The sequence below is a fragment of the Klebsiella sp. ZJOU C1 genome, from assembly GCF_035620215.1.
In the GTDB taxonomy this organism is placed as follows: Bacteria; Pseudomonadota; Gammaproteobacteria; order Enterobacterales; family Enterobacteriaceae; genus Klebsiella; species Klebsiella variicola.
Genome location: NZ_CP141644.1, coordinates 2,889,682 through 2,916,655, shown reverse-complemented (window position 1 = coordinate 2,916,655; position 26,974 = coordinate 2,889,682). Strand labels below are relative to the sequence as shown.

Below are 26,974 nucleotides of genomic sequence, written 5' to 3'. Positions count from 1 at the left end.
CTCCTGTTCCTCCGGCGCTGGCCGCCGGGGGACCCCTCAGCTTCAGGAACCGGTTGTGAAACAAACATTCCTTTCCGGCGCGACCCTCGCCGCCCTGGTGATGCTGGTCGCGTTGCCGTTAGTATTTATTCTGCTGCAGGCGATTTTTCCCCATTTTAGCGCCGGTTCGCTCGGGGACGCCTTTGGCGGCGTCTCAGTGCTGCTGGCCGATCCCCAGTTACCGGCGATGCTCGGCGGTACGCTGTGGATCGCCGCCGGCGTGGCGCTGGTCAGCGTAATGATTGGCCTGCCGCTCGGCATCCTGCGCGGTATGTTTTCGCTGCCGCTGCCCCGACTGTGGGATCTCCTGTTTTTGATCCCCTTTCTGACGCCGCCCTATATCTCGGCGCTCTCCTGGATGCTGGCCCTGCAAAGCCAGGGCTATCTGCAGCAGCTGACCGGCTGGCAATTGAACGATCTGCTGTTCAGCCGCAGCGGTATCGTGCTGGTGATGACCTTTAATATTTTCCCGGTGGTGTACTTTGCCGTCTCCCGCAGCCTGCTGGCGAGCGGGACCCGGCTGGCGGTGGTCGCCCGCGTCCATGGCGCCAGCGCCTGGCGCGCCTTCTGGCACGTGACACTGCCGATGCTCTCCCCGGCGCTGGCGGCGGGCACGCTGTTGGCGTTTACCCTCGCTATCGAGGAGTTTGGTGTACCGGCGGCGCTGGGCAGCCGGGCGGGAGTGGTGATGCTGACGGTCGGTATTGAGAAAAAGCTGGCCGACTGGCCGGTGGACCTTACCGGCGCCGCGCTGCTGTCGCTGCTGTTGATGGCGGTGGCGTTGTTCGCCTGGTGGCTGCAAAAGCGGCTGGTGGGGGAGAAAGAGGTCACCAGCGTCACCGGCAAGCCGGGAGAAAACCGCGGGGCATCGCTGGGCTGGATGACGCTGCCCGCCGTGCTGATAATGGCGGCCGTCGGCGGCCTGGCGGTCGGCGTCCCCGCCGCCTCGATGATGCTCACCAGCGTGATGGGCACGCTCTCAGGGGGCGTGAGTGTTGAGAATGTCACGCTACGTCACTTCGCGGCGCTGTTTGACCAGCAGGGGGATGCCCTGTCGGCCCTCGGCACCAGCCTGTCGCTGGCCCTGGGCTCGGCGCTGATTGTCGGCGCGCTGGGCCTGCTGGCCGCCTGGCTGGTGATGGTGCAGAAGATTAAAGGGCGCGGGATGGTGGACGCGCTGTCACTGATGCCGGCGGCGCTGCCGGGCGTGGTGGTAGGCGTCGGTTTGATCCTGCTGTGGAATCAGCCCTTCTGGCCGCGCTCGCCCTATAACACGCTGTGGATGTTGCTGCTCTCCTATTGCTGCCTGCTGTTGCCCTGGCCGGTGCGCTATGTCGGCAGCGCGCTGCGCCAGCTGGGCCACAATCTTGAGCCCGCCGCCCGGGTGCACGGGGCGTCGCCACTGCAGGCGCTGCGGTTGATTGTTCTGCCGCTGGTCTTTCCGGCGCTGCTGGCGGCGATGCTGATGGTGTTCGCGGTGGCCTCCCGGGAGCTGGTGACCTCGCTGCTGCTCTCTCCAGCCGGTACGCAAACCGTGGCGGTGTTTATCTGGCGCCAGTTCGAACAGGGTTCCGTCGGTCAGGGCATGGCGATGGCCAGCCTGACGTTGTTGACCGGTCTGGTCCTGATGCTGACGGCGCTGGCGCTGATGCAGCGCAGCACGCGCGGTTAACGACAAGCGCACAAAAAAGACGGTCGGCGCGGAAAAATAGGCTATAAATGTCGGACACCTACAGCTGGAGGCCTTGATGAGTCCCTTTTTACGCGCCTATTTTTCCCGTCTGGGCTGGACGGGTGAGCCTGATGTATCCATTGATACCCTGCGGGAATTGCATCTGCAGCATAACAGCGCCATCCCCTTTGAAAACCTCGACGTCCTGCTGCCGCGTGAGATCCACCTTGACGATCGGGCGCTGGAAGAGAAGCTGATCGCCGCCCGCCGCGGGGGGTATTGTTTTGAGCAAAATGGTCTCCTTGAGCGCGTGCTGCGCGAGATAGGCTTTAACGTCCGCAGCCTGCTTGGCCGCGTAGTGCTGGCCAATCCGCCGCAGATGCCGCCGCGTACTCACCGTTTATTGCTGGTGGAAGTGGCGGGCGAGCGCTGGATCGCCGACGTCGGCTTCGGCGGCCAGACGCTGACCGCGCCGATCAAACTGCTGGCCGATATCCCCCAGCAAACGCCGCATGGCAGCTATCGTCTGGTGCATGAAGGGGATGAATGGACGCTGCAGTTCAACCATCACGAGCACTGGCAGTCGATGTACCATTTCGATTTAGGCCGCCAGTATGCGTCTGATTATGTGATGGGCAACTTCTGGTCGGCGCACTGGCCACAGTCTCACTTCCGTCACCATCTGCTGATGTGCCGTCATCTGCCGGACGGCGGCAAAATGACCCTCACCAACTTCCACTTTACCCACTGGGAGAATAACCATGTGGTGGAGAAGATCGATTTTGCCGATGTCTCCGCGCTGTATGAAGCGCTGCAGACCCGCTTCGGGCTGGGTGTCGACGATCCTAAACATGGCTTTAGTGAAGCGGCGCTGGCGGCGGTAATGGCGGCGTTCGATACCCATCCGGAAGCCGGGAAGTAAATTTCCTGATACCCGGTGGCGCTGCGCTGACCGGGCTTGGGGGAAAGCTACCGAATGAAGATAGAAGCGTTTTGCAGGCCGGATAAGGCGTAGCCGCCATCCGGCAAACTAACGGCGCAACGGGGTCAATGGCCTCCGCCAGCAGTCAGTGCCCGCGATGGATCCCTGCCACGCTCTGGCAGCGTCCGCTAAAACAATTCCATGGTAATCATCTTATTCAAATAACGGCTAAACGCTGCATCGTCCAGGGCCTGGGTGCCAAGGGCGTAAATCCCGTCGAGGCCGCACACCAGGGCGATAAAACGCCAGGCGATATCTGCCGGTGGTTCAGACGAATGAAATTCGCCGCAGGCGAGGCCCTGCTCGATGATGGCGACGGTCTCTTCATGCCACATGGTCATCGTCAGCAGGTAGGCCGCTTTGATGTCCGGGTCGCTGTCGGCCAGCACCTGGCCTTCGCGCCACAGGCGGATATAGGGCTCCAGCCGGCCATCTTCGCTGCCGATCATCGAGAATAACCGCTCGCGCCAGCTGGCGTCTTCGGCCACCAGCGGCATATCGAGCATCTCGCGGATCAGACGGATGAAAACCTGCGATTTCAGCTCGCCGATGGAGGCGAAGTGGTGGTGTAGTTGCCCGGCGGCCACCTGGGCTTCGCGGGCGATCTGTCGCACGGTCATGGCGGCAAAGCCGCCGCGCAGCGCCAGGCGCATGGCGGCCTGCATAATCCCTTCCCGTCGTGCATCCCGCTGTAAATAGTGCATAGAACCCCGCTGTCATCTGGCTTTGGCCGAGTGTAACAAAAAGTTGGACATGCGTTCAACATTCCGGCAGGATCGCCATCCTGGACGTGTGTCCAATTTCCAACATTGAGGTACAAGCTATGTCACGGCAATGGATGACGCTGATGGCGATTTTGCTGGTTTATATTCCGGTGGCGATTGACGCCACGGTGTTACATGTGGCCGCGCCGACGCTCAGCGTCGCGCTGGGTAGCAGCGGCAATGAGCTGCTGTGGATCATTGATATCTACTCATTAGTGATGGCCGGGATGGTACTGCCGATGGGCGCCCTCGGCGATAAAATCGGCTTCAAGCGCCTGCTGCTGCTCGGCAGCGCCATTTTTGGCGTCGCCTCGCTGTGCGCCGCGCTGTCGCCGACGGCCCTGACGCTGATTGCTTCACGCGCTTTGCTGGCGGTGGGGGCGGCGATGATCGTCCCGGCGACGCTGGCCGGGATCCGCAGCACCTTTGCCGAGGCCAGCCAGCGCAATATGGCGCTGGGTCTGTGGGCGGCGGTGGGCTCCGGCGGCGCGGCCTTTGGCCCGCTGGTGGGCGGCATGCTGCTGGAGCATTTCTACTGGGGGTCGGTATTCCTGATCAACGTACCGATCGTGCTGGTGGTTATCGCGATTAACGCGAAAGTGGTGCCGCGTCAGCCCGCGCGCCGCGAACAACCGCTCAATCTGCTGCAGGCGCTCATTTTAATTGCCTCGATCCTGATGCTAGTGTTTAGCGCGAAATCGGCGCTGAAGGGCCAGCTGGCGCTGTGGCTCACCGCACTGGTGGCGATCGGCGGAGCGGCGATGCTCACCTGGTTTATCCGCAAGCAGCTGTCGGCGACCCGCCCGATGGTGGATATGCGGCTGTTCACCCATCGTATTATTTTAAGCGGGGTGATGATGGCGATGACGGCCCTGATTACTCTGGTCGGTTTTGAACTGCTGATGGCGCAGGAGCTGCAGTTTGTGCATCAGAAAACGCCGTTTGAGGCGGGGATGTTTATGCTGCCGGTGATGGTTGCCAGCGGCTTCAGCGGCCCGATTGCCGGAATGCTGGTGTCGAAACTGGGGCTGCGGCAGGTGGCGACGGGCGGAATGTTGCTCAGCGCCTTCAGTTTTCTGGGCCTCGCGCTGACCGATTTCAGCACACAACCGTGGCAGGCATGGGGGCTGATGACGCTGCTGGGCTTCAGCGTCGCCAGCGCGCTGCTGGCCTCCAGCTCCGCGATTATGGCGGCGGCGCCGAAGGAGAAAGCGGCGGCGGCCGGGGCCATAGAAACCATGGCCTATGAGCTGGGCGCCGGTCTCGGTATTGCGCTGTTTGGCCTGATCCTGACCCGCAGCTACAGCGCCACCATTGTGCTACCGTCCGGGCTGAGTGAGTCCATGGCGCAGCAGGCGTCGTCGTCAATCGGCGAGGCGGTCAGTCTGACCGAGGCGCTGCCCGCCGGGATGGCTGAGGCGCTGATGGCGGCGGCGAAGGCGGCCTTTACCCAGGCTCACAGCCTGGTGCTGGCGACGGCGGGCGTACTGCTTCTGCTGCTGGCGGCCGGCATCTGGCGCAGCCTGGCGAGCGTGGCGAAACCGCAGTCAACGCTATAGCTGTAGCGACAGGTCCATCGCCGCGCGTCGAAGCGGGGCGAGGGCCTTCTCTTTTAACGCCGCGGCGCTGATGGTCGCGGCGGGGACCCCGACATTCAGGGCGGCCACCACCTGGCCATGGCGTGACAGCACGGGCACCGCCAGCGAACACAACCCCACCTCAATCTGCCGGTCGGCGAGGGCATAGCCCTGCATGCGCACCCGGGCAATCTCCGCGCGTAGCCCGGCCATATCGCACAGAGTGTGCGGGGTGTAGCGGATTAACGCTGCTCGTGACAGTGTCACCTCAAGCTGTTCCTCCGACAGCGCGCTCAACAACACCCGTCCCATAGAGGTCGCCCACGCCGGCAGGCGACTGCCGCGCCCCAGGTCGACGCTCAGTAAATTATTGACTGCCGCGCGGGCGATATAGAGCACGTTATCGCCATCCAGCGTCGCCGCTGAGCAGGATTCGCCGAGCGCTTTGCCGAGGCTATCCAGCGCCGTCTGCGCCACCTTGGCCAGCGGCGTACCGGCCAGATAGGCGTGGCCGACGGCCAGCACCCGGGGCAGCAGTTCATAGCTGCGGCCATCCGGACTGTGCACCATGCCCAGCGCGGCGAGGGTATACAGGCAACGGCGTACCGCCGCGCGGGAGATTTGGGTTTTCTGGCTCAACTGAGAAATGGTCAGCCGCTGGCGCTGGGGAGTAAAAGCGTTAAGGACCTCCAGCCCGCGGGCCAGAGACAGCATAAAGTTGGGATCGTGCTCGGCCTGCCTGGCGCTCAAGGTGGTGGGGGTATGGTCACGCATTGATTCCCTCTCCGTTGCAATGCAAAGCTCACGGGGCATCACTATACCGTGCGCAAACTGCACCGTCCTGAATTGTGCCGGTTTTACCACCGCGATCACATTATTAACTGCCTTTTAACAAACGTGCCGATAATCGCACAACATTTCGATTATCGCCGTTGACCAGCCGCCAGGCTGAACCCTATTGTCAATGGCACACACCTCCCCGTTATGGATGTGGGTACAAAAAGTTATACATCTCATCAGGAACCGAAAATGACCGCCACCGTAGAACGTATTGAGAGCTGGATAGTGGATGTCCCGACCATCCGGCCACACAAGTTATCGATGACCACCATGGGCTGCCAGACGCTGGTGATCGTGCGGCTTACCCGCTCCGACGGCATCTGCGGCATCGGCGAAGCCACCACCATTGGTGGTTTGAGCTATGGCGTCGAGAGCCCGGAGGCCATCTCGTCAGCGATAACCCATTATCTGACGCCGCTGTTGAAAGGGCAGCCGGCCGATAACCTGAATGCGCTGACGGCGCGTATGAACAGCGCCATTAAAGGCAACACCTTTGCAAAGTCCGCCATTGAAACCGCGCTGCTGGATGCCCAGGGCAAAGCCTTAGGGCTGCCGGTGTCGGCGCTGCTCGGCGGGGCGCTGCAAACGGCGTTGCCGGTGCTGTGGACCTTAGCCAGCGGCGATACCGCGAAAGATATCGCCGAAGGGGAAACACTGTTAGCCGGGCGCCGCCATCAGGCGTTCAAGTTGAAAATTGGCGCGCGGGAATTAGCCACCGACCTGCGTCATACCCGGGCCATTGTGGAAGCATTAGGCGATCGCGCCAGCATCCGCGTTGACGTTAACCAGGCCTGGGACGCCGCCACCGGCGCGAAAGGCTGCCGCGAGCTGGCGGCGATGGGCGTCGATCTTATCGAACAGCCGGTCAGCGCCCACGACAATGCTGCACTGGTGCGCCTGAGCCAGCATATTGAAACCGCGATCCTCGCGGATGAAGCGGTCGCGACCGCCTACGAGGGTTATCAACTGGCGCAGCAGGGATTTACCGGCGCTTATGCCCTGAAAATCGCCAAAGCCGGGGGACCGAACAGCGTGCTGGCGCTGGCCCGCGTCGCCCAGGCGGCGGGGGTTGGCCTGTATGGCGGCACCATGCTGGAAGGGACCGTCGGTACCGTCGCGTCGCTGCACGCCTGGTCGACGCTGCCGCTGCAGTGGGGCACTGAGATGTTCGGCCCGCTGCTCCTCAAAGACGATATTGTCAGCGTGCCACTCACCTTTGCCGATGGTCAGGTAGCGCTCCCGCAGACGCCAGGGCTCGGCGTGGAGCTGGATGAAGACAAGCTACGCTTCTATTCCCGTAAGGCATAACTGGAGAAAATCATGCTATTTAAAGTGGAGATGACCGTTAATATTCCGATCGGGTTTCCTGCCGCCGAAGCGGATGAAATTAAACAACGCGAAAAAGCCTATTCGCAACAATTACAACGTGAAGGCAAGTGGCGACATATCTGGCGCGTCGCCGGTCTTTACGCCAATGTCAGTATTTTCGATGTAAAAGATGCCGAAGAGTTGCATCAAATTTTAATGGGATTGCCGCTGTATCCTTTTATGGATATTCGCGTCGAGGCGCTGTGCCGTCATCCCTCATCTGTTCGTGAAGACGATAGCTAATAATAATAACATCTGACCTCATGCCGGGAACACCCGGCAAATATCCTACAACGATAAGAGAGAATAATTATGAGTAATGCTTTCGTACAACAAGAAGCCGTGCAGAAATTATTACGTGAAGGCGCGGGGTTAAATGTCCCTGGCGGTAATGAACGTTTTAAAGCCATTGTCCACCGTTTGCTGGAGAATATCTGCACGCTGATCGATGACTATAACGTCACAGAAGAAGAGTTCTGGCACGCGGTGAACTATCTACACGAGCTGGGTGGGCGTCAGGAAGCGGCGCTGCTGGCGGCCGGGCTGGGTCTTGAGCACTTCCTCGACCTGCGTCAGGACGCCATTGATGCGGCGGCGCGCCGGGAAACCGGCACCCCGCGCACCATCGAAGGGCCGCTGTATGTGGCCAATGCGCCGCTGGCCGACAGCCACGCCCGGATGGATGATGGCGCAGATGCCGGGGAAGTGATGTGGCTGCATGGTCAGGTTAAAGATAATCAGGGCCAGCCGATCGCTAACGCCATTGTTGATATCTGGCACGCCAATACCCTCGGTAATTACTCGTTTTTCGATCAAAGTCAGAGCGACTACAACCTCCGTCGCCGGATCCGTACTGGCGCCGATGGCCGCTACAGCGTGCGCAGCATCATGCCGTCCGGCTACGGCTGCCCGCCGGATGGTCCGACGCAGAAGTTGCTGGATCAGTTAGGCCGCCACGGCAACCGTCCGGCGCACATTCACTTCTTCGTCTCCGCCCCGGGCCATAAGCATCTGACCAGCCAGATTAACCTCAGCGGCGATAAATATCTGTGGGATGATTTTGCCTTTGCTACCCGCGACGGTCTGATTGCCGACCCGGTAAAAGTGACCGACCGCGAGACCATCGCGCAGCGCGATCTTGAGGGAGAGCACACCGAGGTCTGTTTTGATTTCACCCTGTGTAAAGCCCTGAACGCCGACGAAGAGCACCGCGGCACCCGCCTGCGCGCCAAAGAGTAACCGGTATTATCGGCCCCGGGCACGCCGCTGCCCGGGCCAGACAGTGCACTCGAAAACGACAAATTCACCCTGTTTCTTTCATCCTGAATCCTGCAGGAGGAGTTAACTCATGCAAAAAACGCTCTCAGCGCTCAAAGACAAAATTAACAACGCGTTAATTGTCGACCGTGAAAATCATATTTACCGTTGCCACCGCTCTATATTTACCGACCAGCAGTTATTTGATTTTGAAATGAAACATATCTTCGAAGGTAATTGGGTTTTTCTCGCCCATGAAAGCCAGATTGCCGAGCCGGGAGATTATTATACTCTGACGCTGGGACGGCAGCCGGTTATTATCACTCGTGATAAAAAGAATGAATTGCATGCATTAATTAATAGCTGTGCCCACCGCGGGGCCATGTTATGCCGACGCAAAACCGGAAATAAAAACTCATTTACCTGTCCGTTCCATGGCTGGACCTTCAGCAATAACGGCAAATTATTAAAAGCCAAAGATGAGAGCACCGGCGCCTATCCTGACACCTTCAAACAGGAAGGGTCTCACGATCTGCAAAAACTGCCGCGTTTTCAGTCTTACCGCGGTTTCTTATTCGGTAGCCTCAACGCCGACGTGCAGTCGCTGGAGGCCTATCTCGGCGAAACCTGCAAAATCATCGATCTGATTGTCGATCAGGCGCCGGACGGGCTGGAAGTGCTGAAGGGCTCGTCGAGCTATGTATACGAAGGCAACTGGAAGCTGGGCGCGGAGAACGGCGCCGATGGCTATCACGTCAGCGTGGTCCACTGGAACTACGCCTCAACCATGTCGCGCCGCAACTATGAAGCGGAAGGGACGCATGCGGTTGACGCCAACGGCTGGTCAAAGAGCGTCGGCGGCGGCTACGGTTTTGACAATGGCCACATGCTGCTGTGGACCCGGGCGCTGAACCCGGAAGTGCGCCCGGTGTATGCCCACCGCGAGCGTCTGCAGGCGGAATTTGGCGAACTGCGCGCCGACCAGATGGTCAATGAAACCCGCAACCTGTGCCTGTACCCCAACGTCTATCTGATGGATCAGTTTTCTACCCAGATCCGCGTGATCCGCCCGATTGCGGTGGATAAAACCGAAGTCACCATCTGGTGCTTTGCGCCAAAAGGCGAATCTGACCAGGCGCGGGCGCTACGCATCCGCCAGTATGAAGATTTCTTTAACGTCAGCGGGATGGGGACGCCGGACGATCTGGAAGAGTTCAGCGCCTGTCAGCGCGGCTATCTCGGCGAAAATCTGCCATGGAGCGATCTGAGCCGCGGTGCGCTGCGCTGGGTCGACGGCCCGGATGAACACGCCAAACATGCCGGTTTCACGCCACGACTCAGCGGGGTGAAATCGGAAGATGAAGCGCTGTACATCGCCCATCACCATCACTGGCAAACGGTCATGCTGGCGGCGCTGGAACAGGAACAGCAGCGTTACGACCAGTCGATTACCCAGCGCGTGGAGGTGGCCTGATGTTGAATCTCGAACACGTTCGCCAGTTTCTCTATTACGAAGCCCGCCTGTTGGATGATCGTCAGTGGGACGAATGGCTGAGTTGTTACAGCCCGCAGGTGGTCTACTGGATGCCGGCGTGGGGCGACGATGACCAGCTGACGCGCGACCCGCAAAAAGAGATTTCCCTTATCTATTATCCCAACCGTGAAGGCCTGGAAGATCGCGTCTATCGCATTAAAACCGAACGTTCCGGCGCCAGTACGCCGGAGCCGCGCACCACGCACATCATCAGCAATGTTGAACTGATGGGCGAAAGCGACGAGGGGCTGGAGGTGCGCTACAACTGGGTCACCTGGAGCCACCGCTATCAACACACGGATGCCTATTTCGGCTCTACCTGTTGCACGCTAATTGAGCAGGACGGCAGACCGCAGATCGTGCGCAAAACCGTGCGCCTGAATAACGATTATATCCGTCAGGTGATTGACGTTTACCACATTTAAGAGGCGCTTATGACCTTCAATATTGCTCTTAATTTTGAGGACGGCATTACCCGCTTTATTCAATGCCATGCCGGGGAGAAGGTGCTGGATGCCGCCTATCGCCAGAAGGTGAATCTGCCGATGGACTGCTCGGACGGCGTTTGCGGCACCTGCAAATGCCACTGCGCCAGCGGTGAATACGATCTGGGGGAGGATTATCTCGACGAGGCGTTAAGCGACGACGAAGCGCAGGCCCGCCAGGTGCTGACCTGCCAGATGGTCCCGACCAGCGACTGTGTGATCGACGTGCCGGTGGCCGCCGCCCAGTGCAAAACCGCGCTGACCAACACCGGGGCGCAGGTACGACAGGTGAATTGTCTGTCCGATACCGCCATCGAACTGGTGGTCGCGCTGGATGAGCCGCTGGCTTTTCTGCCGGGACAGTACATTAACATTCAGGTACCGGGCACGCCTCATGTGCGCGCCTACTCATTTAGCTCGCTGCCGGGTTCTCTCGAAGGGCGTTTTCTGATCCGTAACGTGCCTGGCGGCATGATGAGCCAGTGGTTAACCCAGCAGGCGCGGCCCGGCGATCGCCTGACCCTCAGCGGCCCCATGGGCAGCTTCTATTTGCGCAGCGGCGAACGCCCGCTGCTCATGCTGGCGGGCGGCACCGGGCTGGCGCCGCTGCTCTCCATGTTACATACCCTGCAGACACAGGGCAGTCAGCGCCCGGTAACGCTACTGTACGGCGTGACCCGCGATTGCGATCTGGTGAAAACCGACGCGCTGGATGCGTTTAACCAACAACTGACGGGATATCGCTGGCTGCCGGTGGTGGCGGATGAAAACAGTACCTGCCCGCAGCGCGGTTTTGTCACCGACCATCTCGATGACGCGATGCTGAATAACGGCGACGTTGACATCTATCTTTGCGGGCCGCCGCCGATGGTCAACGCGGTCGCCACGACGCTGCGCGACAGAGGAATTTCCCCGGCAGGCTTCTGGTATGAGAAATTTATCGCCAGCCAGAGCGCGGCGGCATAAGGAGGCAGTATGCGTTTTACCGATAAAGTCGTCGCTATCACCGGCGCGGCGCAGGGGATTGGCCGCCAGACCGCGGAGCAGGCGGCAGCCGAAGGCGCTGCTCTGTTGCTGATTGACCGCTCGCCTTACGTACACGAACTGGCTGCCGTACTAGCCCTGGCCGGAAGTCAGGTACTGGCGCTGGAGGCTGACCTTGAGCAGTGGCAGAGTACCGAGCAGGCGTTTGCCGCTGGGATCGCGCATTTTGGCCGCCTCGATGTGTTAATCAATAACGTCGGGGGGACTATCTGGGCGCGACCCTTTGCCGAGTATCAGCCAGAACAAATTGAGAAAGAGATCCGCCGCTCGCTGTTCCCCACCTTGTGGGGCTGCCGCGCGGCGCTCCCCGGGATGCTGAAGCAGGGGAAAGGCAGCATCGTCAATATCTCGTCGGTGGCGACGGCGGGGGTGAACCGGGTGCCTTATTCGGCGGCGAAAGGCGGCGTTAACGCGCTGACCCGGTCGATTGCCATGGAGTACAGCGGCAGCGGTATTCGGATTAACGCCGTCGCGCCTGGCGGGACGGAGGCGCCGCCACGTCTGACGCCGCGCAACGATGAGCAGCCGAGCGAGCAGGAAACGGCGTGGTATCAGCAGGTGGTCGATCAGACGGTAGCGAGCAGTCTGCTGCACCGGTACGGCACGCTGGCGGAACAGGCGAATGCGATCCTGTTTCTCGCCAGCGATGAGGCCAGCTATATCACCGGCGTGACGCTACCGGTAGCGGGCGGCGATCTCGGCTAGCGGCGGGTGGCGTACCAGCAGAGCAGGGAGCCGAGACACACCATCCCGGCCCCCTGCCAGAAAGACCACGACAGTGTAGCGCTAAGCAGGACAGCCGCCAGCGCGGAAGAGAGTACCGGCGTGAAGTACGAGGCCGCCGCCAGCAGGCTGACGTTGCCGTGCAGGATCCCGACGTTCCACGCCGCGTAGGCCAGCCCCAGCGCCACAGAGACCGTCATCAGCTTAATGACTACCGGCCAGCTAAACAGCATCGGCGGCTGGTCGCTGGCGAGAAATTTCAGCCATAGCGTCAGGGCGGTTAACAGGACAAAGAGGGTAATGCCATTTTTACCTTTGGCGTACTTCGCGGTCACCGTGCAGTACGCCGCCCAGATAAACGCCCCGACAAATGCCAGAATGTAGCTCAGCGGGCTGGACACCACGTTATTGATGATTTCCTCGGGGTTGAGCCCGTGCTCGCCGCCAAGTACCCAGCTCACGCCGAACAGCGCCAGCAATAAGCCGGGGATCACCAGCCAGCTGCTTTTCTGGCCATTAAAGAGAATGGCGAACAAAATCGTCAGGCTGGGCCACAGGTAATTGACCATCCCCACTTCAATGGCCTGCTGGCGAGTGGCGGCGAACCCCAGCGACAGGGCGAGGCAGATTTCATAGCTGACAAACAGCACGCTGCCAGCCAGCAGATAGCGGCGCGGGATCTGGTGCAGGTTGGGAAAGCCAACGGTAAAAATGAGCAGCAGGCCGCTGAGGCTATAAATCATCGCCGCGCCGCCAACCGGGCCTAACCCTTCGCTGACGCCGCGAATCAATCCGACCATCGTGCTCCATAAGATAATGGCGGCGAAGCCGATTGATGTCGCTCTCTTTTTTTGCATATTTAACCTGATAGTGACGCAAACGCAGCCGGAATTTATAACATCTTTTGCCGGTCGATGGTCGATATTTCCCGCCGGCGTTAACTCTTTGGTATTAGTCAAACTCGTCGCCGCTGACTATTAAGGGGGCGAGCGTTTTCGACCTTGATTTGACGCAAATAAAACAAAGGTATTGCTGTTAGTTTCCTCCGCGCGATGAATCAACATCCTGCATGGAGGAATGCAATGGACGTCAGCCGCAGAAAGTTCTTTAAGATCTGCGCAGGCGGTATGGCCGGAACCACAGCCGCCGCCCTGGGCTTTGCCCCTAAAATGGCGCTGGCTCAGGCACGCAATTTCAAATTGCTGCGTGCGAAAGAGATCCGCAACACCTGCACTTACTGCTCCGTGGGCTGTGGGCTATTAATGTATAGCCTCGGCGACGGCGCGAAAAACGCCAAAGAAGCGATTTACCATATTGAAGGGGACCCGGACCATCCGGTGAGCCGCGGCGCGCTGTGCCCGAAAGGCGCAGGCCTGCTGGACTATGTCCACAGTGAAAACCGCCTGCGTTATCCGCAATACCGCGCCCCGGGCTCGGATAAATGGCAGCGCATCTCCTGGGATGACGCTTTTAACCGCATCGCCAGACTGATGAAAGCCGACCGCGACGCCAACTTTATTGAAAAGAACGAGCAGGGCGTGACGGTTAACCGCTGGCTTTCCACCGGCATGCTGTGCGCCTCGGCGGCAAGCAATGAGACTGGCATGCTGACGCAAAAATTTGTGCGTTCGCTCGGCATGCTGGCGGTAGACAACCAGGCGCGCGTCTGACACGGACCAACGGTAGCAAGTCTTGCTCCAACATTTGGTCGCGGTGCGATGACCAACCACTGGGTTGATATCAAAAACGCTAACGTCGTGGTGGTGATGGGCGGCAACGCCGCCGAAGCGCATCCGGTGGGATTCCGCTGGGCGATGGAAGCGAAAAACAATAACGATGCCACGCTTATCGTCGTCGACCCGCGCTTTACGCGTACCGCGTCGGTGGCCGATATCTATGCGCCGATTCGTTCCGGTACCGACATTACCTTCCTGTCGGGCGTGCTGCTGTACCTGATCGAAAATAATAAGATCAATGCCGAGTACGTGAAGCATTACACCAATGCCAGCCTGCTGGTACGGGATGATTTTGCCTTCGAAGAGGGCCTGTTCAGCGGCTACGATGCCGAAAAACGTCAGTACGATAAATCGTCCTGGAACTACCAGTTCGATGAAAACGGCTACGCCAAACGCGATGAAACGCTCAGCCATCCGCGCTGCGTGTGGAATCTGCTCAGGCAGCACGTTTCCCGCTACACGCCGGAAGTGGTGGAGAATATCTGCGGTACGCCGAAAGCGGACTTCCTTAAAGTGTGTGACGTGCTGGCGTCAACCAGCGCCGCGGACCGCACCACTACCTTCCTGTATGCCCTGGGCTGGACGCAGCACACCGTCGGCGCGCAGAACATCCGCACCATGGCGATGATCCAGTTGCTGCTCGGCAATATGGGCATGGCCGGCGGCGGCGTCAACGCGCTGCGCGGCCACTCCAATATTCAGGGGCTGACCGATTTGGGCCTGTTGTCGACCAGTCTGCCGGGTTATTTGACGCTGCCATCCGATAAACAGACCGATCTGCAAAGTTATCTTAGCGCCAACACGCCGAAAGCGACGCTGCCCGGGCAGGTGAACTACTGGAGCAACTACCCGAAATTCTTCGTCAGCCTGATGAAATCGTTATACGGCGAGGCGGCGCAGAAAGAGAATGACTGGGGCTTCAACTGGTTGCCGAAATGGGATCAGGCTTACGACGTTATCAAGTACTTCAATATGATGGATAACGGCAACGTCACTGGCTATATCTGTCAGGGCTTCAACCCGGTAGCGTCCTTCCCGGACAAAAACAAAGTGGTGCGTAGCCTCAGCAAGCTGAGGTATCTGGTGGTTATCGATCCGCTGGTGACCGAAACCTCGACCTTCTGGCAGAACCACGGCGAGTCTAATGATGTCGACCCGTCGGCGATTCAGACCGAAGTCTTCCGCCTGCCGTCGACCTGCTTTGCCGAAGAGGATGGTTCGATCGCCAACTCCGGTCGCTGGCTGCAGTGGCACTGGAAAGGCCAGGACGCACCGGGGGAAGCGCGCAACGATGGCGAAATCCTGGCTGGGATCTATCATCGTCTGCGCGAGCTGTACCGTCGCGAAGGCGGGAAGGGCGCGGAACCGCTGCTGAAAATGAGCTGGCGCTATAAGCAGCCAGATCACCCGGAATCGGCAGAAGTGGCAAAAGAGAACAACGGCTACGCGCTGGCGGATCTCTACGATCAAAATGGCGCTCTGCTGGCGAAAAAAGGCCAACTGCTCAATAGCTTCGCGCTGCTGCGCGATGACGGCAGCACCGCGTCGTCGTGCTGGATCTATACCGGCAGCTGGACCGAGCAGGGTAACCAGATGGCGAATCGTGATAACGCCGATCCTTCGGGCCTGGGCAATACGCTGGGATGGGCATGGGCGTGGCCGCTCAATCGTCGGGTGCTGTATAACCGCGCTTCGGCTGATATTAACGGCAAGCCGTGGGATGCGAAGCGGATGCTGATCCAGTGGAACGGCAGCAAGTGGGTCGGAAATGATATTCCGGACTTCAATACTGCGCCGCCGGGGAGCAACACCGGGCCGTTTATCATGCAGCAGGAGGGACTTGGCCGCCTGTTTGCGCTCGATAAACTGGCGGAAGGGCCGTTCCCGGAGCACTACGAGCCGATGGAAACCCCGCTTGGCACCAACCCGCTGCACCCGAAGGTGGTCTCCAGCCCGGTGGTGCGTCTGTATGAAGAGGACGCCATCCGCCTGGGTAAGAAGGATAAGTTCCCGTATGTCGGCACCACCTATCGTCTGACCGAGCATTTCCACACCTGGACCAAGCATGCGCTGCTCAATTCCATCGCGCAGCCGGAACAGTTTGTCGAAATCAGCGAAGGGCTGGCGAAAAGCAAAGGTATCGCCAACGGCGACTGGGTGAAAGTCAGCAGCAAACGCGGCTTTATTCGCGCGGTTGCCGTGGTGACCCGCCGACTGCGCACGTTGAACGTCAACGGCCAGCAGGTCGAAACCGTCGGGATCCCGCTGCACTGGGGCTTTGAAGGCGTGGCCCGTAAAGGCTATATCGCCAACACCCTGACGCCTAACGTCGGCGATTCCAACTCGCAAACGCCGGAGTATAAGGCGTTTCTGGTCAACATCGAGAAAGCGTAAGGAGCGATTCAATGGCGATGGAAACACAAGACATTATTAAACGCTCCGCGACCAACCCGATAACTCCCGCGCCACGCGCGCGGGACTATAAGGCCGAAGTCGCCAAGCTTATCGATGTCTCCTCCTGCGTAGGCTGTAAAGCCTGCCAGGTGGCCTGTTCCGAGTGGAATGACATTCGCGATGAAGTGGGGCACTGCGTCGGCGTGTACGACAATCCGGCGGATCTTAGCGCTAAATCCTGGACGGTAATGCGCTTTAGCGAGACCGAACAGAACGGCAAGCTGGAATGGCTTATCCGCAAGGATGGCTGTATGCACTGCGAGGAGCCGGGTTGCCTGAAAGCCTGCCCCTCCGCCGGGGCGATTATTCAGTACGCCAACGGCATCGTCGATTTCCAGCAGGAAAACTGCATTGGTTGCGGCTACTGCATTGCCGGGTGTCCGTTTAATATTCCGCGCCTCAATAAAGAGGATAACCGGGTTTATAAATGCACGCTGTGTGTGGATAGGGTCAGCGTCGGTCAGGAACCGGCCTGCGTGAAAACCTGTCCTACCGGCGCGATCCACTTCGGCACGAAAAAAGAGATGCTGGAAGTGGCGCAGGAGCGGGTGGATAAGCTTAAAAAACGCGGTTATGCCAACGCCGGGATCTACAACCCGCAGGGCGTAGGCGGCACCCACGTGATGTACGTCCTGCATCATGCCGACCAGCCGGAGCTGTATCACAAGCTGCCGAAGGAACCGCAGATCGATACCAGTATCAGTCTGTGGAAGGGGGCGCTGAAACCGCTGGCGGCGGCGGGCTTTATCGCCACCTTCGCCGGGCTTATCTACCACTACATCGGTATCGGGCCGAACAAGGAAGTTGATGACGACGAGGAGGAGCATGATGAGTAAATCGAAGATGATTATGCGCACGACGTTTATCGATCGTGCCTGTCACTGGACGGTGGTTATCTGTTTCTTCCTCGTGGCACTGTCGGGAATATCGTTTTTCTTCCCGACGCTGCAGTGGCTAACGGAAACCTTCGGCACGCCGCAGATGGGGCGTATCCTGCACCCGTTCTTTGGAGTGCTGATTTTTGTCGCGCTGATGTTTATGTTTGTGCGTTTTGTCCACCACAATATTCCAGATAAACAGGATATCCCCTGGCTGAAAGGTATCGTGGAGGTGCTGAAAGGCAACGAACATAAGGTCGCGCGCGTCGGGAAATATAACGCCGGGCAGAAGATGATGTTCTGGACCATTATGAGCATGATTTTCGTGCTGCTGGTGACCGGGGTGATTATCTGGCGGCCCTATTTCGCGGCATATTTCCCGATGCAGGTGATTCGCTATAGCCTGCTGATTCATGCGACGTCGGCGATTATCCTGATCCACGCGATCCTCATCCATATGTATATGGCATTCTGGGTGAAAGGGTCGATTAAAGGCATGATCGAAGGCAAGGTGAGCCGCCGTTGGGCGAAGAAACATCACCCGCGCTGGTATCGCGATGTCGAACGCCTGGAAGCGATCAAAGAGAGTCGCGAAGGGATGAAGTAAGCCTTCACGGCGCAAAACCCGCTCCGGAGATGTCGGAGCGGGTTCCCGACAGTCAGCAGTTCGTGATAAGTGTATCGATTGAATCGATAACGCCCTGGCGCGCATGACTCAGATTGCAGACGAAATCCTGTGGCTGGATCCGTTTATTATTTAAGTTACTGATCATTGGCGTACAAAGTAAAAAGCTGTCAAATTCTATATTTATCCTTGGTACGACATGCTGATGCCAGCGTGGTAACTGTTGTGTTCGCATTAAAGGAATAATGACTCTCGTGGCCAGGTCTGCATAATAATCATTCTGCACGATCATATAATACGGCAGGGTTTTATTTGTCTGAGCAGAACAATTTCGATAAACATTGAATTGTTCAAGCATCATAGTACCCTGAAAAATTCATCATCAGTAAGAGTGCCTCCTTTTGCAATAAATTCATTCATTGCGGCAATGAATTCCTTGTGCTGTCGCTGTTTATCTGCTTCTCGTAAATCCTTACCTGGCTGTGCTGACGCCTTCTGGACGGGTACGTCAGTGGGTCTTTTACGTAGCGTATTACTTTTCATCATCGGCTCCTTGCGGTTGGTTCTGTGATTATTCACTTTACTCACTAAAAAATAAATCCCAGCAGCAACTTTAATGTTTATTTTGCGAGGCCGCTTCCAGAGGAAAGTAATAGCCTGAAATATTCATGATTGTGGTAATAAACCTGGCGCTGGTATTAACCAGCGCGGCGAAGAATAATCAGAACTTCTCGGGAATAAAGCGGAAGGGGAAATTGGTCTGTTTCATTTTGCCAATTTTGCGCTTCGGCAGCGTCACATGCTCCACCGGTAAAGCTTCATAGGGGATCTGCGACAGCAGATGGGTGATGATATTCAGGCGTACGCGCTTTTTATCCTCCGAGCGGGCGACGAACCACGGCGCCCAGGCGGTATCGGTGGCGGCGAACATGGCGTCGCGGGCGGCGGTATATTCATCCCAGCGGTTGAAAGACTTAATGTCCATCGGCGAGAGCTTCCAGATTTTACGACCATCGTCGATGCGATCCCGCAGGCGGCGCTCCTGCTCCTGCGGTGAGACCTCCAGCCAGTACTTGAGCAGAATTATGCCCGATTCGACCATGCCGCGCTCCACCATCGGCGCGCCGTCGAGAAACTTCTGCACCTCCTCCGGCGTACAAAAGCCCATCACCCGTTCGACGCCGGCGCGGTTGTACCAGCTGCGATCGAAAATCACAATCTCGCCAGCCGCCGGAAGGTGCTTGATATAGCGCTGAAAATAGAGCTGGCTTTTCTCACGCTCGGTGGGTGAGGGCAAGGCGACGACCCGGAAGATACGCGGGCTGACGCGCTCGGTGATCGCCTTAATGGTGCCGCCTTTGCCGGCGCCGTCCCGGCCTTCAAAGACGATGCACACCTTCAGCCCTTTATGCACCACCCAGCGCTGCAGTTTCACCAGCTCAACATGGAGTTTGCGCAACGCCTTCTCATACGCTTTATTGTCGAGCGGGGCGGTCTTCACCGCCGCGTCGACCGGATTACCGTTTTTCTTATTACCCATCGCCATGCTCCGTGTTGCCGAGGTATCCCTTTGAAGTGTAATCCTTCGCCGGCGAGGCGGTGGAAAATATTCGTGCAGGGGACGGGCTAGCTGGCGTTCCCCGCCGCAATGACTTCCAGCCCTACCCGCTGCCCCCATGACAGCTCCAGGGTGTTACCGTCCGGGTCGGCAAAGAAGGCGAAGTATCCCACCGGATCGCCCAGCTGTTCCGGTTCCCGCCGCAAAACGCCTTCCCGCCGCGCCTGAGCAACCTTCTCATCGATCTCCGCCTGGGTGGCGCAGGCGACGCCGAGATGGCCGAACGGGCCCAGCGGTGTGTCGGCCGGATCGTCACTCTGCACCAGCACCAGAGCGAAGGGCCGGGTGCGATCGCTGAGCCACGCCACCTTACGCGCTGAGGGCAAGCCGGGCTCGCGCTGGTGAATGACGGTCATCGCGGTATAGCGGGTGTAAAAATCAATACTGCTGGCCAGACAGCGGACGGTAAAGGCGACATGGGTAAAACCGACATCAACAGTTTGCATCGATGATTCTCCAGAGGTGAATGATGGGGAGACTTTACAACCTCAAGTTAAGTTGAGATCAATTGGGCGTTTATCCCTTTGAGCCCACTGATTTTAATAGGGGAGGGTCTTGCTACGTCACGCCGTCGCTGGCTCGATGATGGCCGGCCGTGCGGGCGGCGAGCATGAACGAATCAGGCCGTTGTATGGAGGAAACTGCCGTCGGGCGTTTTTAGCTGGTGTGTCGGGGCGGGATGGTCAATAATGCCGGCCGTCTCTCAATACCCCTATAAGATGTATGAAAAAAACGATTTTTTCACTGGCGCTGGGCACCTTCGGACTCGGCATGGCGGAATTTGGCATTATGGGCGTGCTGCCGGATATGGCGCACGATGTCGGGATTTCGATCCCCGCCGCCGGCAATATGATTGCCTGGTATGCCTTCGGTGTGGTGATCGGCGCGCCGATCATGGCGCTGCTCTCCAGCCGGTTTTCGTTGAAATCGGTGATGCTGTTTCTCGCTGCCCTGTGTATTCTCGGCAATACCCTGTTTACTCTCTCCAGTAGCTACGCCATGCTGGCGCTTGGCCGCCTGGTTTCCGGTTTTCCTCACGGGGCGTTCTTTGGCGTCGGCGCGATTATCCTGTCGAAAATCGCGCCGCCGGGGAAGGTGACCGCCGCGGTGGCGGGGATGATTGGTGGGATGACGGTGGCTAATCTGGTGGGCGTCCCCGGCGGCACCTGGCTTGGGCATCACTTCAGCTGGCGCTATACCTTTGCCCTAATCGCGGTGTTTAACGTCGCCGTATTGATGACTATTTTCTGCTGGGTACCCACCCTCTATGATCGCACCAGCACCCGGCTGCGCGAGCAGTTCCGTTTTCTGGCCTCCCCGGCGCCGTGGCTGATTTTTGCCGCCACCATGTTTGGCAACGCCGGTGTGTTTGCCTGGTTCAGCTATATTAAGCCCTTTATGCTCAATGTCTCCGGCTTTGCCGAAAGCAGGATGATGCTGATTATGATGCTGGCGGGGCTGGGAATGGTGGTCGGTAATCTGTTCAGCGGCAAAATTTCCGGACGCTTCAGCCCGCTGCGTATTGCGGCCATAACCGACGGGGTCATTGCCGTGACGCTGCTGCTGATCTTTGCCTTCGGTGAGCATAAAGTCGCTTCGCTGACTCTGGCGTTTATCTGCTGCGCGGGACTATTCGCCCTGTCGGCGCCGCTGCAGATCCTGCTGCTGCAGAACGCCAAAGGCGGCGAGATGCTGGGGGCGGCAGGAGGGCAGATTGCCTTCAACCTCGGCAGCGCCATCGGCGCCTTCTGCGGCGGGATGATGATTGCCCAGGGCTTTGGCTGGAACAGCGTGGCGCTTCCTGCCGCCACGCTGTCGTTTCTGGCGATGAGCGCCTTGCTCGTCTATGGCTGCCATCAGCGCCGACAAGCTTGCTAACGACGCTTACTCACGCCAGGGTTCGCCAAGGGTCAGCATCAGCCGGTTGGCCCAGGCGAAAAAGGCCGCCGACTGCAGCAGATCCAGCTGGGCCAGGGTATCTAAACCCTGCTCATCAAGCGCCGCCAGATGGCGGGCATTCAGCCCCGGCGGCGTCACCGACAGCGCAGCGGCGGCGTCGATTTCCGCCTGCCAGCGCGGCGACTGGCCGTCACTCAAATTCTCCCCCGGCGTCACCGCCAGCAGCGTGTCGACAGCGGTCTCGTCCTTCGCCAGTTGCGCCGCTTTACGGGCATGCACCGAGGCGCAGTAGATACAGCCGTTGATTTTGCTGGTCACCGTGGCGGCCAGCTCGCGTTCGGCGCGCGGCAATCCCCCGGGGGTATAGAAAATGCCTTTATCGGTCAGGGGCCGCTGCTCCAGCACCGGCTGATTGCGCGCCAGCAGGCGAAAGTAGGGGGAGTCGCTATGGCCATATTTGGCCAGAATCGCCTGTTCTTCAGCGTTGAATTCCGCCAGCGGTTTATCGGCCAGCCAGGGTTCCCAGTGCAGCTCATCGCGGGTGAAGCGAACCGGGGCCGCTTTGCCGCTCTGGGTATGCGGTGTGGTATGCCAGTATCCGGCAACCTGCGGCGTATCGGCGCTGACGATCGGTTTATGGTTGAGCGCCCGCAGGCCCAGCAGCAGTCGGCTCTGGAAGCTGACAAAGGCCACCAGTTGCGCCAGAGTGACGATGCCCCGCAGGCTCCAGCCCGCGCCGGTTAAGGTGTGCAGCGCGCCGGGGGTGGCTTCGACGGGGGTGAAGGTGAGCAGGCGGGCAAAGGCCAGCGCCGGGACCAGACGATCGGTGGTTGGATCGGCGAGCCCGAAACCGGCATAGTGCGCCGCCAGCGCGTCCGCCTGGTGCAGTTTCGCCACCTTCGCGGCCACCGCGAAGCGTTCATCAAGAGGAAAGTCAGCGTCCTGCTGGCTGAACAGCACTTCATAACTTCCCTGGGCGTGACGGGTGCTGGCGTCGCGTACGGCGCGCGCTTGGTCGAGCGGGGAACCGGGGGCAATCTCCGCCAGTTCGGCCAGAATATCCTGACTCAGCGTCATGGTGACTCCTTATCTGATGTGGGGGGCAATATGCTGAGCGATCAGCTCAATGGAACGCAGCGTATCCCGGTGCGAAGGCTCCACCGAGTGCACCTGAAACGAAATATCGGTGGCGCGGGCCAGCACGCTGTCCTGCGCCAGGGAGGCAATAACATGCTCAGGATCGCCAACGTGGGCATCCAGTTGTTGCAGATAGTCGGTGACACTGTCACCTTCTATCGTATGACCCGCCGCCCGGTGCTGTGTCGCCTGCTTGCGCAGACCGGGCTCGGCGACCTGCAGGGCGTGGGCGTGACTGTCGGCGACGAAGGCGGTGCGCGAGGCGAGGATCCGCGGTGCAACGCCGTCCGGCAGCGCCTCCAGGTAGGCGTCGATGATCGGGTTCTGAATGGCGTCCAGCGGCAGACGTGGCTCACCGGGGGGCCTTGGCTGGGTGCGCGACAGCATCAGCCCGTGTCCCGCCTGACCGGCGCGGATGGCGCCCTCCGCCGAGAAGGTGGCGATCCAGATACGCTCCGCCAACTGCGGTGCGGGTGGATAGAGACGGTTGTCCGGGTGGCTCAGGGTATCGCCCCGCCAGGCGCTATGGATCAGGTGCAGATGGTCGGCAAACACCGACCCGCGCTGCTCGCTGGTCAGGCCGAAGGGCAGAAATGACGTTGGCGTGCCGCCGGAGCCAAACCCCACCTCCAGACGTCCGTCGGTGAGTAAATCCAGTACCGCCGCGTCTTCGGCGACGCGCAGCGGATTTTCCATCGGCAGAGTGATAATCGCCGTGCCGAGACGGATCCGGTCGGTCTGTGCCGCCACGTGGGCGAGAAACACCAGCGGCGATGGCAGGCCGCCTTCCTGTTCATGAAAATGGTGCTGGGCAATCCATGCGCTGTCGAAGCCCAAACGCTCCGCGTGGCGGATCTGTTCGGCCGCCAGCCGGTAGCGCGTTTGCGCGGAGCCCTGATCGAGCAGACGGGTAAAAAAGCCGAGGCGTTTAGGCATTATGCGTTCTCCGTGTGGGCCTGTGCTAAGCGGGGTGAAACCTGGGGAATGGCGGCGATCAGTTCGCGAGTGTAGGCCTGCTGCGGAGTGGCGAACAGGCGGTCAACGTCGCCATGCTCCACCACCTGGCCGGCGCGCAGTACCGTGACGCTATCGGCAATCCGCCTGACCGTCGCCAGATCGTGGGTAATGAACAGGTAGCTCAGACCCAACTGCTGCTGTAACTGCTGCAGCAGGGCGAGGATCTGCGCCTGAACGGTGACGTCGAGCGCCGAGGTCGCTTCGTCAAGGACCAGTATCGCCGGCTCGAGGATCAGCGCCCGGGCAATCGCCACCCGCTGCCGCTGGCCGCCGGAGAGCTCCCGCGGCGTACGCGACAGCAGCTCCGGGGCCAGCGCCACCCGCGCGGCGACGGTCTCCACGCGCAGGCGACGCGCCGACGCGCTGAGGCGCTCAAAGTTCTTTAACGGCTCTTCGATAATCGCAAACAGCGTCTGGCGCGGGTCGAGCGAGGCGAAGGGGTTCTGGTAGACAAACTGGATTTTCCGCCGCAGCTGACGCTGCGCCTCGCGGCTGAGATGCCCGGCGTCGATACCGTCGATGGTCACCTGTCCGGCATCGGCGCGCTCAAAGCCCAGCAGGATCCGCGCCAGGGTAGTTTTCCCGGAGCCGGATTCGCCCACCAGCGCATGGGTGGTGCCGCGTCTGACCTCAAAACTGACGCTGTCGAGCGCCTGCAGCGCCTGTTTGCCCAGCGAGAAACGTTTGCTGATCCCCTCCACGCGAATGGCCGGCGTGGCCAGCAGTCGGTGACGAGCCGCCGTCAGCCCCAACGGCGCATCCTGCAGGTCGTGGAGCAGCTGGCGGGTGTAAGGGTGTTGCGGACGCTGGACAATCGTCTCGGTGGCGCCCTGTTCCTGAATCTCTCCCTGACGAAACACCATGATCCGGTCGGCGCGTTCTGCGGCCAGCGCCAGATCGTGGGTGACAAACAGCACGGCGGTACCCGACTCGCGACGCAGGATATCGAGCAGGTCGAGAATGCGCTTCTGCACCGTGACGTCGAGAGCGCTGGTGGGCTCGTCGGCAATAATCAGATCCGGCTGCAGGGCAATGGCGATGGCGATCAGCACCCGCTGTTTCATCCCACCAGACAGCTGATGCGGATACTGGTCAAAACGCTGTTCCGGGTGGCTGAGACCGACTTTAGTGAGCAGGTTAAGGACCTGCTGTCGGCGCTCAGCGGCGGAGAGGGACTGATGCAGCCGCAGGATCTCTTCCACCTGCTGGCCAATGGTTTTTACCGGATTGAGCGAATTACCGGGATCCTGCGGGACCAGGCTGATGCTCACTCCGCGCAGGCGGTTAAGGCGTTTTGCCGACCAGTCGCTAATCACTTCGCCATTGAGGACAATCCGCCCGGCATCCCGGCGGGCATTATCCGCCAGCAGGCCGATAATGGCCTGCGCGGTGGTGGTTTTCCCCGAGCCGGATTCTCCGACGAAGGCCAGCATTTCGCCACGCTGGATGGAAAAACTCACGTTGTGCACCACCTCGCGCCATTCGCCCCGCGAGCGGTAGCTGATGCGCAGATCTTCAACGGACAGAACGTTCATGGGCGTACTCCACTCCACTGGCGGCTAAGACGATTGGCGGCAAGGACCACGGCGACCACGGCGAGGCCGGGGAAGGTGGTCAGCCACCAGGCGGTCGACAGGTAGTTGCGACCTTCGGCGATCAATAATCCCCACTCCGGGACCGGCGGCGGGGTGCCGTAGCCGAGGAAGCTGAGGGTGGCCAGGGCCAACATCGCCTGTCCGAACTGCAGCGTCGCGAAAGCAAGCGCCGCAGTGAGCGAGTTGGGCAGAATATGGCGCCAGAAGACGGCGAAAAAGGTGCCGCCGCTGCCCCGGGCCGCCTCGACGTAATCGCTGTGGCGCACGCGCACGACCTCCGCCCGCGCCAGGCGTGCGAAGCTGGCGATAGCCGCCACGCCAACCGCCACCGCCGCATTCACCGTGCCGAAACCAAGCAGAATAATTACCGTGAGCTGCAGCAGCAGGGAGGGGATGGCCAGCAGGACATCGACCAGGCGCATGATCGTGGATTCAACACGTCCGGTCAGCGCCCCGGCGAGCGTACCAAGGGCGGTACCTACCACCAGGCCGATGGCGACGGCGATCAGCGCCGCCGACAGGGAATGTACCGCGCCGTAAACCACCCGCGTCCACAGGTCGCGCCCCAGCTGGTCGGTACCCAGCCAGTAGTGCGCTTGCGGCGCCAGGCGCTGAGCGCCGGGGATCCCTTCCAGCGGGTTAGCGGAGGTAAACCACTGCGGGGCGAGGGCCATTAACAGCGCAGTGATCATCACCGCCCACGCCAGCCACAAGCCAGGCTGCAGACGCACCCTGCGCCATTCCGGGCGGCGGCGAACCGCGATGGCATAATCGACCAGGCTCATTTCGCACCTCCGGTCTGTAAATGGAGTCGGGGATCCAGTCGCGGCATAACCAGGTCGACCAGCAGGTTTATCAGGACGAAACCGAGGGCGGAGATCATCACCACTGCCTGCAGCACGGCGATATCCTGGTTATTGACCGCCTGCTGGGTCAGCTGGCCGAGGCCGCTGCGGCCGAAGACGGTCTCAGTGATCAGCGCCCCGGCAATCAGCTCGCCCAGCAGCAGCCCGGCAATATTCAGCGCCGGCAGCAGAGCGTTGCCCATCACATGGTGCCAGAGGACGCCCGTTTCGCTCATTCCTTTGGCGCGGGCGACCGCGACGAAGGGCTGAACCGCCACCTGATCCATGCTGCGCATCAGGATCTGCGCCAGCGGTGCCGAAATGGGCAGCGCGACGGCGATAACCGGTAAAATCAGCCCTTCCAGTGGGCCGGGGTTGATCACCGGGATCCAACGCAACTGAAACGAGAAGAGCTGGATCAGGGCGATACCCAGCCAAAAAGTCGGCAGAGAGATAAACAGCACCGGCAACGACTGCAGGAGGTTACTCAGCCAGCGCAGCCCCGGCAGACGCGAGGCGAAGGCGAGGGCGAACGCCAGCGCCACGGCCAGCAGGAAGGCCGGCAGCGCGAGGCTTAAGGTATCCGGCAGGTTGCTGGCAATCAGACTACTGACTGCCAGCCCTGCCTGCAGGGAATAGCCGAAGTCGCCGTGCAGCATCGCCAGCAGCGTGTGCAGGTACTGGCGCCACAGCGGGCTGTCAGCGCCGTAGGCCAGCCGCATGTCAGCGATTTGCGCCGGGCTCAGGCCGAGGTCCGGGTTCTGAAACTTGATCAGCACCGCATCTCCCGGCAGCACCTGCAGCAGGAAAAAGGTGAGGGTAAATGCCGCCCACAGGACCAGCAGTCCCTGGCCGAACCGTCGCAGAAGATAAGCGCTCATACCC

26 protein-coding genes are annotated in these 26,974 nt (G+C 60.0%); 14 read left to right on the top strand and 12 right to left on the bottom strand.

Annotation, left to right across the window (positions count from 1 at the left end; all coding sequences use genetic code 11):
* Positions 1-55: 55 nt before the first annotated feature.
* Both SPE70_RS13955 and nhoA read left to right on the top strand, forming a co-directional pair.
* The gene (locus tag SPE70_RS13955) at positions 56-1,711 is read left to right on the top strand and encodes an ABC transporter permease (protein ID WP_064170273.1); all 1,656 of its coding nucleotides are present in this window, start codon (positions 56-58) and stop codon (positions 1,709-1,711) included.
* Positions 1,712-1,787: 76 nt separating this feature from the next.
* A complete protein-coding gene (gene nhoA / locus SPE70_RS13950; RefSeq protein ID WP_016161153.1) occupies positions 1,788-2,633 on the top strand; it encodes an N-hydroxyarylamine O-acetyltransferase in 846 nt (281 codons plus the stop codon).
* Positions 2,634-2,821: 188 nt separating this feature from the next.
* Here the strand turns inward: nhoA and SPE70_RS13945 are convergent, their stop codons facing one another.
* A complete protein-coding gene (locus SPE70_RS13945; RefSeq protein WP_064170272.1) occupies positions 2,822-3,397 on the bottom strand; it encodes a TetR family transcriptional regulator in 576 nt (191 codons plus the stop codon).
* Between the two features lie 119 nt (positions 3,398-3,516).
* Between SPE70_RS13945 and kmrA the strand changes: the two genes are divergently transcribed.
* Positions 3,517-5,016: an efflux MFS transporter KmrA gene (gene kmrA, locus SPE70_RS13940; protein ID WP_060875749.1), complete on the top strand. Its 1,500-nt coding sequence runs from the start codon at positions 3,517-3,519 to the stop codon at positions 5,014-5,016.
* Here the strand turns inward: kmrA and SPE70_RS13935 are convergent.
* Positions 5,011-5,847 carry an IclR family transcriptional regulator domain-containing protein gene (locus SPE70_RS13935; protein ID WP_168443346.1) on the bottom strand — a complete coding sequence of 279 codons (837 nt, stop codon included), beginning with the start codon at positions 5,845-5,847 and terminating at the stop codon, positions 5,011-5,013. The two genes, kmrA and SPE70_RS13935, sit on opposite strands and share 6 nt — an antisense overlap.
* 171 nt (positions 5,848-6,018) lie before the next feature.
* Between SPE70_RS13935 and SPE70_RS13930 the strand changes: the two genes are divergently transcribed.
* The 7 genes from SPE70_RS13930 to SPE70_RS13900 all read left to right on the top strand — a co-directional run bounded on the left by SPE70_RS13930 (position 6,019) and on the right by SPE70_RS13900 (position 12,267).
* A complete protein-coding gene (locus SPE70_RS13930; protein WP_164481333.1) occupies positions 6,019-7,182 on the top strand; it encodes a muconate cycloisomerase family protein in 1,164 nt (387 codons plus the stop codon).
* A 12-nt stretch (positions 7,183-7,194) separates the two neighbouring features.
* Positions 7,195-7,485, top strand: a complete 291-nt coding sequence (catC, locus tag SPE70_RS13925; protein WP_022065934.1) for a muconolactone Delta-isomerase — start codon at positions 7,195-7,197, stop codon at positions 7,483-7,485.
* A 69-nt stretch (positions 7,486-7,554) separates the two neighbouring features.
* Positions 7,555-8,481 carry a catechol 1,2-dioxygenase gene (gene catA, locus SPE70_RS13920; protein ID WP_032730479.1) on the top strand — a complete coding sequence of 309 codons (927 nt, stop codon included), beginning with the start codon at positions 7,555-7,557 and terminating at the stop codon, positions 8,479-8,481.
* Between the two features lie 109 nt (positions 8,482-8,590).
* Positions 8,591-9,973, top strand: coding sequence for a Rieske 2Fe-2S domain-containing protein (locus SPE70_RS13915; RefSeq protein ID WP_064170270.1), 1,383 nt, complete (start codon positions 8,591-8,593; stop codon positions 9,971-9,973).
* Positions 9,973-10,458 (top strand): benzoate 1,2-dioxygenase small subunit, encoded by a 486-nt coding sequence (gene benB, locus SPE70_RS13910; RefSeq protein ID WP_008804731.1) that lies wholly within the window; start codon positions 9,973-9,975, stop codon positions 10,456-10,458. The genes SPE70_RS13915 and benB overlap by 1 nt, the downstream gene beginning before the upstream one ends.
* A gap of 9 nt (positions 10,459-10,467) precedes the next feature.
* Positions 10,468-11,484, top strand: a complete 1,017-nt coding sequence (gene benC / locus SPE70_RS13905; RefSeq protein WP_008804732.1) for a benzoate 1,2-dioxygenase electron transfer component BenC — start codon at positions 10,468-10,470, stop codon at positions 11,482-11,484.
* A 9-nt stretch (positions 11,485-11,493) separates the two neighbouring features.
* Positions 11,494-12,267, top strand: coding sequence for a 1,6-dihydroxycyclohexa-2,4-diene-1-carboxylate dehydrogenase (locus tag SPE70_RS13900; RefSeq protein WP_023322698.1), 774 nt, complete (start codon positions 11,494-11,496; stop codon positions 12,265-12,267).
* Here the strand turns inward: SPE70_RS13900 and yddG are convergent.
* Entirely contained in the window at positions 12,264-13,142 is an 879-nt protein-coding gene (gene yddG, locus SPE70_RS13895) for an aromatic amino acid DMT transporter YddG (RefSeq protein ID WP_023322697.1), read from the bottom strand. The two genes, SPE70_RS13900 and yddG, sit on opposite strands and share 4 nt — an antisense overlap.
* Positions 13,143-13,367: 225 nt before the next feature.
* On the opposite strand from yddG, the gene fdnG reads away from it, so the two are divergent.
* The 3 genes from fdnG to fdnI are packed head-to-tail and all read left to right on the top strand — an operon-like array spanning position 13,368 to position 17,960.
* Positions 13,368-16,415, top strand: a complete 3,048-nt coding sequence (fdnG, locus tag SPE70_RS13890) for a formate dehydrogenase-N subunit alpha (RefSeq protein WP_089503792.1) — start codon at positions 13,368-13,370, stop codon at positions 16,413-16,415.
* An 11-nt stretch (positions 16,416-16,426) separates the two neighbouring features.
* The gene (gene fdxH, locus SPE70_RS13885) at positions 16,427-17,311 is read left to right on the top strand and encodes a formate dehydrogenase subunit beta (protein ID WP_023297691.1); all 885 of its coding nucleotides are present in this window, start codon (positions 16,427-16,429) and stop codon (positions 17,309-17,311) included.
* Positions 17,304-17,960 (top strand): formate dehydrogenase-N subunit gamma, encoded by a 657-nt coding sequence (fdnI, locus tag SPE70_RS13880; RefSeq protein WP_064142255.1) that lies wholly within the window; start codon positions 17,304-17,306, stop codon positions 17,958-17,960. The genes fdxH and fdnI overlap by 8 nt, the downstream gene beginning before the upstream one ends.
* Before the next feature lie 52 nt (positions 17,961-18,012).
* Here the strand turns inward: fdnI and SPE70_RS13875 are convergent, their stop codons facing one another.
* From SPE70_RS13875 to SPE70_RS13860, 4 genes are all read right to left on the bottom strand, one after another.
* Positions 18,013-18,339: a CcdB family protein gene (locus SPE70_RS13875; protein WP_023322693.1), complete on the bottom strand. Its 327-nt coding sequence runs from the start codon at positions 18,337-18,339 to the stop codon at positions 18,013-18,015.
* Positions 18,336-18,521, bottom strand: a complete 186-nt coding sequence (locus SPE70_RS13870; protein ID WP_025711567.1) for a hypothetical protein — start codon at positions 18,519-18,521, stop codon at positions 18,336-18,338. Before SPE70_RS13870 ends, SPE70_RS13875 begins: the two co-directional genes overlap by 4 nt.
* Before the next feature lie 178 nt (positions 18,522-18,699).
* The gene (gene ppk2 / locus SPE70_RS13865; protein ID WP_012541603.1) at positions 18,700-19,518 is read right to left on the bottom strand and encodes a polyphosphate kinase 2; all 819 of its coding nucleotides are present in this window, start codon (positions 19,516-19,518) and stop codon (positions 18,700-18,702) included.
* A gap of 86 nt (positions 19,519-19,604) precedes the next feature.
* Positions 19,605-20,042, bottom strand: coding sequence for a VOC family protein (locus SPE70_RS13860; RefSeq protein WP_012968112.1), 438 nt, complete (start codon positions 20,040-20,042; stop codon positions 19,605-19,607).
* Between the two features lie 277 nt (positions 20,043-20,319).
* On the opposite strand from SPE70_RS13860, the gene araJ reads away from it, so the two are divergent.
* Positions 20,320-21,474 carry an MFS transporter AraJ gene (gene araJ, locus SPE70_RS13855; protein ID WP_012968113.1) on the top strand — a complete coding sequence of 385 codons (1,155 nt, stop codon included), beginning with the start codon at positions 20,320-20,322 and terminating at the stop codon, positions 21,472-21,474.
* Between the two features lie 6 nt (positions 21,475-21,480).
* Here araJ and SPE70_RS13850 read toward each other — a convergent pair whose 3' ends face one another.
* The 5 genes from SPE70_RS13850 to SPE70_RS13830 are packed head-to-tail and all read right to left on the bottom strand — an operon-like array spanning position 21,481 to position 26,970.
* Positions 21,481-22,572, bottom strand: coding sequence for an alkylhydroperoxidase domain protein (locus tag SPE70_RS13850; protein WP_324726339.1), 1,092 nt, complete (start codon positions 22,570-22,572; stop codon positions 21,481-21,483).
* A gap of 9 nt (positions 22,573-22,581) precedes the next feature.
* On the bottom strand, positions 22,582-23,568 hold the full coding sequence (locus SPE70_RS13845; protein ID WP_044613735.1) for a putative FMN-dependent luciferase-like monooxygenase: 987 nt from the start codon (positions 23,566-23,568) through the stop codon (positions 22,582-22,584).
* A complete protein-coding gene (locus SPE70_RS13840; protein ID WP_032730463.1) occupies positions 23,568-25,184 on the bottom strand; it encodes a dipeptide ABC transporter ATP-binding protein in 1,617 nt (538 codons plus the stop codon). Before SPE70_RS13840 ends, SPE70_RS13845 begins: the two co-directional genes overlap by 1 nt.
* A complete protein-coding gene (locus tag SPE70_RS13835; protein WP_064170268.1) occupies positions 25,181-26,029 on the bottom strand; it encodes an ABC transporter permease in 849 nt (282 codons plus the stop codon). Before SPE70_RS13835 ends, SPE70_RS13840 begins: the two co-directional genes overlap by 4 nt.
* A complete protein-coding gene (locus tag SPE70_RS13830) occupies positions 26,026-26,970 on the bottom strand; it encodes an ABC transporter permease (protein ID WP_008804745.1) in 945 nt (314 codons plus the stop codon). Before SPE70_RS13830 ends, SPE70_RS13835 begins: the two co-directional genes overlap by 4 nt.
* Between the last annotated feature and the right edge of the window lie 4 nt (positions 26,971-26,974).

What these genes read in the sequence shown, in the direction of transcription:
- nhoA (WP_016161153.1), top strand. Translation starts at nt 1,788, where the DNA reads ATGAGTCCCTTTTTACGCGCCTATTTTTCCCGTCTGGGCTGGACGGGT.
- SPE70_RS13945 (WP_064170272.1), bottom strand. Translation starts at nt 3,397, where the DNA reads ATGCACTATTTACAGCGGGATGCACGACGGGAAGGGATTATGCAGGCC.
- kmrA (WP_060875749.1), top strand. Translation starts at nt 3,517, where the DNA reads ATGTCACGGCAATGGATGACGCTGATGGCGATTTTGCTGGTTTATATT.
- SPE70_RS13935 (WP_168443346.1), bottom strand. Translation starts at nt 5,847, where the DNA reads ATGCCCCGTGAGCTTTGCATTGCAACGGAGAGGGAATCAATGCGTGAC.
- SPE70_RS13930 (WP_164481333.1), top strand. Translation starts at nt 6,019, where the DNA reads ATGGATGTGGGTACAAAAAGTTATACATCTCATCAGGAACCGAAAATG.
- catC (WP_022065934.1), top strand. Translation starts at nt 7,195, where the DNA reads ATGCTATTTAAAGTGGAGATGACCGTTAATATTCCGATCGGGTTTCCT.
- catA (WP_032730479.1), top strand. Translation starts at nt 7,555, where the DNA reads ATGAGTAATGCTTTCGTACAACAAGAAGCCGTGCAGAAATTATTACGT.
- SPE70_RS13915 (WP_064170270.1), top strand. Translation starts at nt 8,591, where the DNA reads ATGCAAAAAACGCTCTCAGCGCTCAAAGACAAAATTAACAACGCGTTA.
- benB (WP_008804731.1), top strand. Translation starts at nt 9,973, where the DNA reads ATGTTGAATCTCGAACACGTTCGCCAGTTTCTCTATTACGAAGCCCGC.
- benC (WP_008804732.1), top strand. Translation starts at nt 10,468, where the DNA reads ATGACCTTCAATATTGCTCTTAATTTTGAGGACGGCATTACCCGCTTT.
- SPE70_RS13900 (WP_023322698.1), top strand. Translation starts at nt 11,494, where the DNA reads ATGCGTTTTACCGATAAAGTCGTCGCTATCACCGGCGCGGCGCAGGGG.
- yddG (WP_023322697.1), bottom strand. Translation starts at nt 13,142, where the DNA reads ATGCAAAAAAAGAGAGCGACATCAATCGGCTTCGCCGCCATTATCTTA.
- fdxH (WP_023297691.1), top strand. Translation starts at nt 16,427, where the DNA reads ATGGCGATGGAAACACAAGACATTATTAAACGCTCCGCGACCAACCCG.
- fdnI (WP_064142255.1), top strand. Translation starts at nt 17,304, where the DNA reads ATGAGTAAATCGAAGATGATTATGCGCACGACGTTTATCGATCGTGCC.
- SPE70_RS13875 (WP_023322693.1), bottom strand. Translation starts at nt 18,339, where the DNA reads ATGATGCTTGAACAATTCAATGTTTATCGAAATTGTTCTGCTCAGACA.
- SPE70_RS13870 (WP_025711567.1), bottom strand. Translation starts at nt 18,521, where the DNA reads ATGAAAAGTAATACGCTACGTAAAAGACCCACTGACGTACCCGTCCAG.
- ppk2 (WP_012541603.1), bottom strand. Translation starts at nt 19,518, where the DNA reads ATGGGTAATAAGAAAAACGGTAATCCGGTCGACGCGGCGGTGAAGACC.
- SPE70_RS13860 (WP_012968112.1), bottom strand. Translation starts at nt 20,042, where the DNA reads ATGCAAACTGTTGATGTCGGTTTTACCCATGTCGCCTTTACCGTCCGC.
- araJ (WP_012968113.1), top strand. Translation starts at nt 20,320, where the DNA reads ATGAAAAAAACGATTTTTTCACTGGCGCTGGGCACCTTCGGACTCGGC.
- SPE70_RS13850 (WP_324726339.1), bottom strand. Translation starts at nt 22,572, where the DNA reads ATGACGCTGAGTCAGGATATTCTGGCCGAACTGGCGGAGATTGCCCCC.
- SPE70_RS13845 (WP_044613735.1), bottom strand. Translation starts at nt 23,568, where the DNA reads ATGCCTAAACGCCTCGGCTTTTTTACCCGTCTGCTCGATCAGGGCTCC.
- SPE70_RS13840 (WP_032730463.1), bottom strand. Translation starts at nt 25,184, where the DNA reads ATGAACGTTCTGTCCGTTGAAGATCTGCGCATCAGCTACCGCTCGCGG.
- SPE70_RS13835 (WP_064170268.1), bottom strand. Translation starts at nt 26,029, where the DNA reads ATGAGCCTGGTCGATTATGCCATCGCGGTTCGCCGCCGCCCGGAATGG.
- SPE70_RS13830 (WP_008804745.1), bottom strand. Translation starts at nt 26,970, where the DNA reads ATGAGCGCTTATCTTCTGCGACGGTTCGGCCAGGGACTGCTGGTCCTG.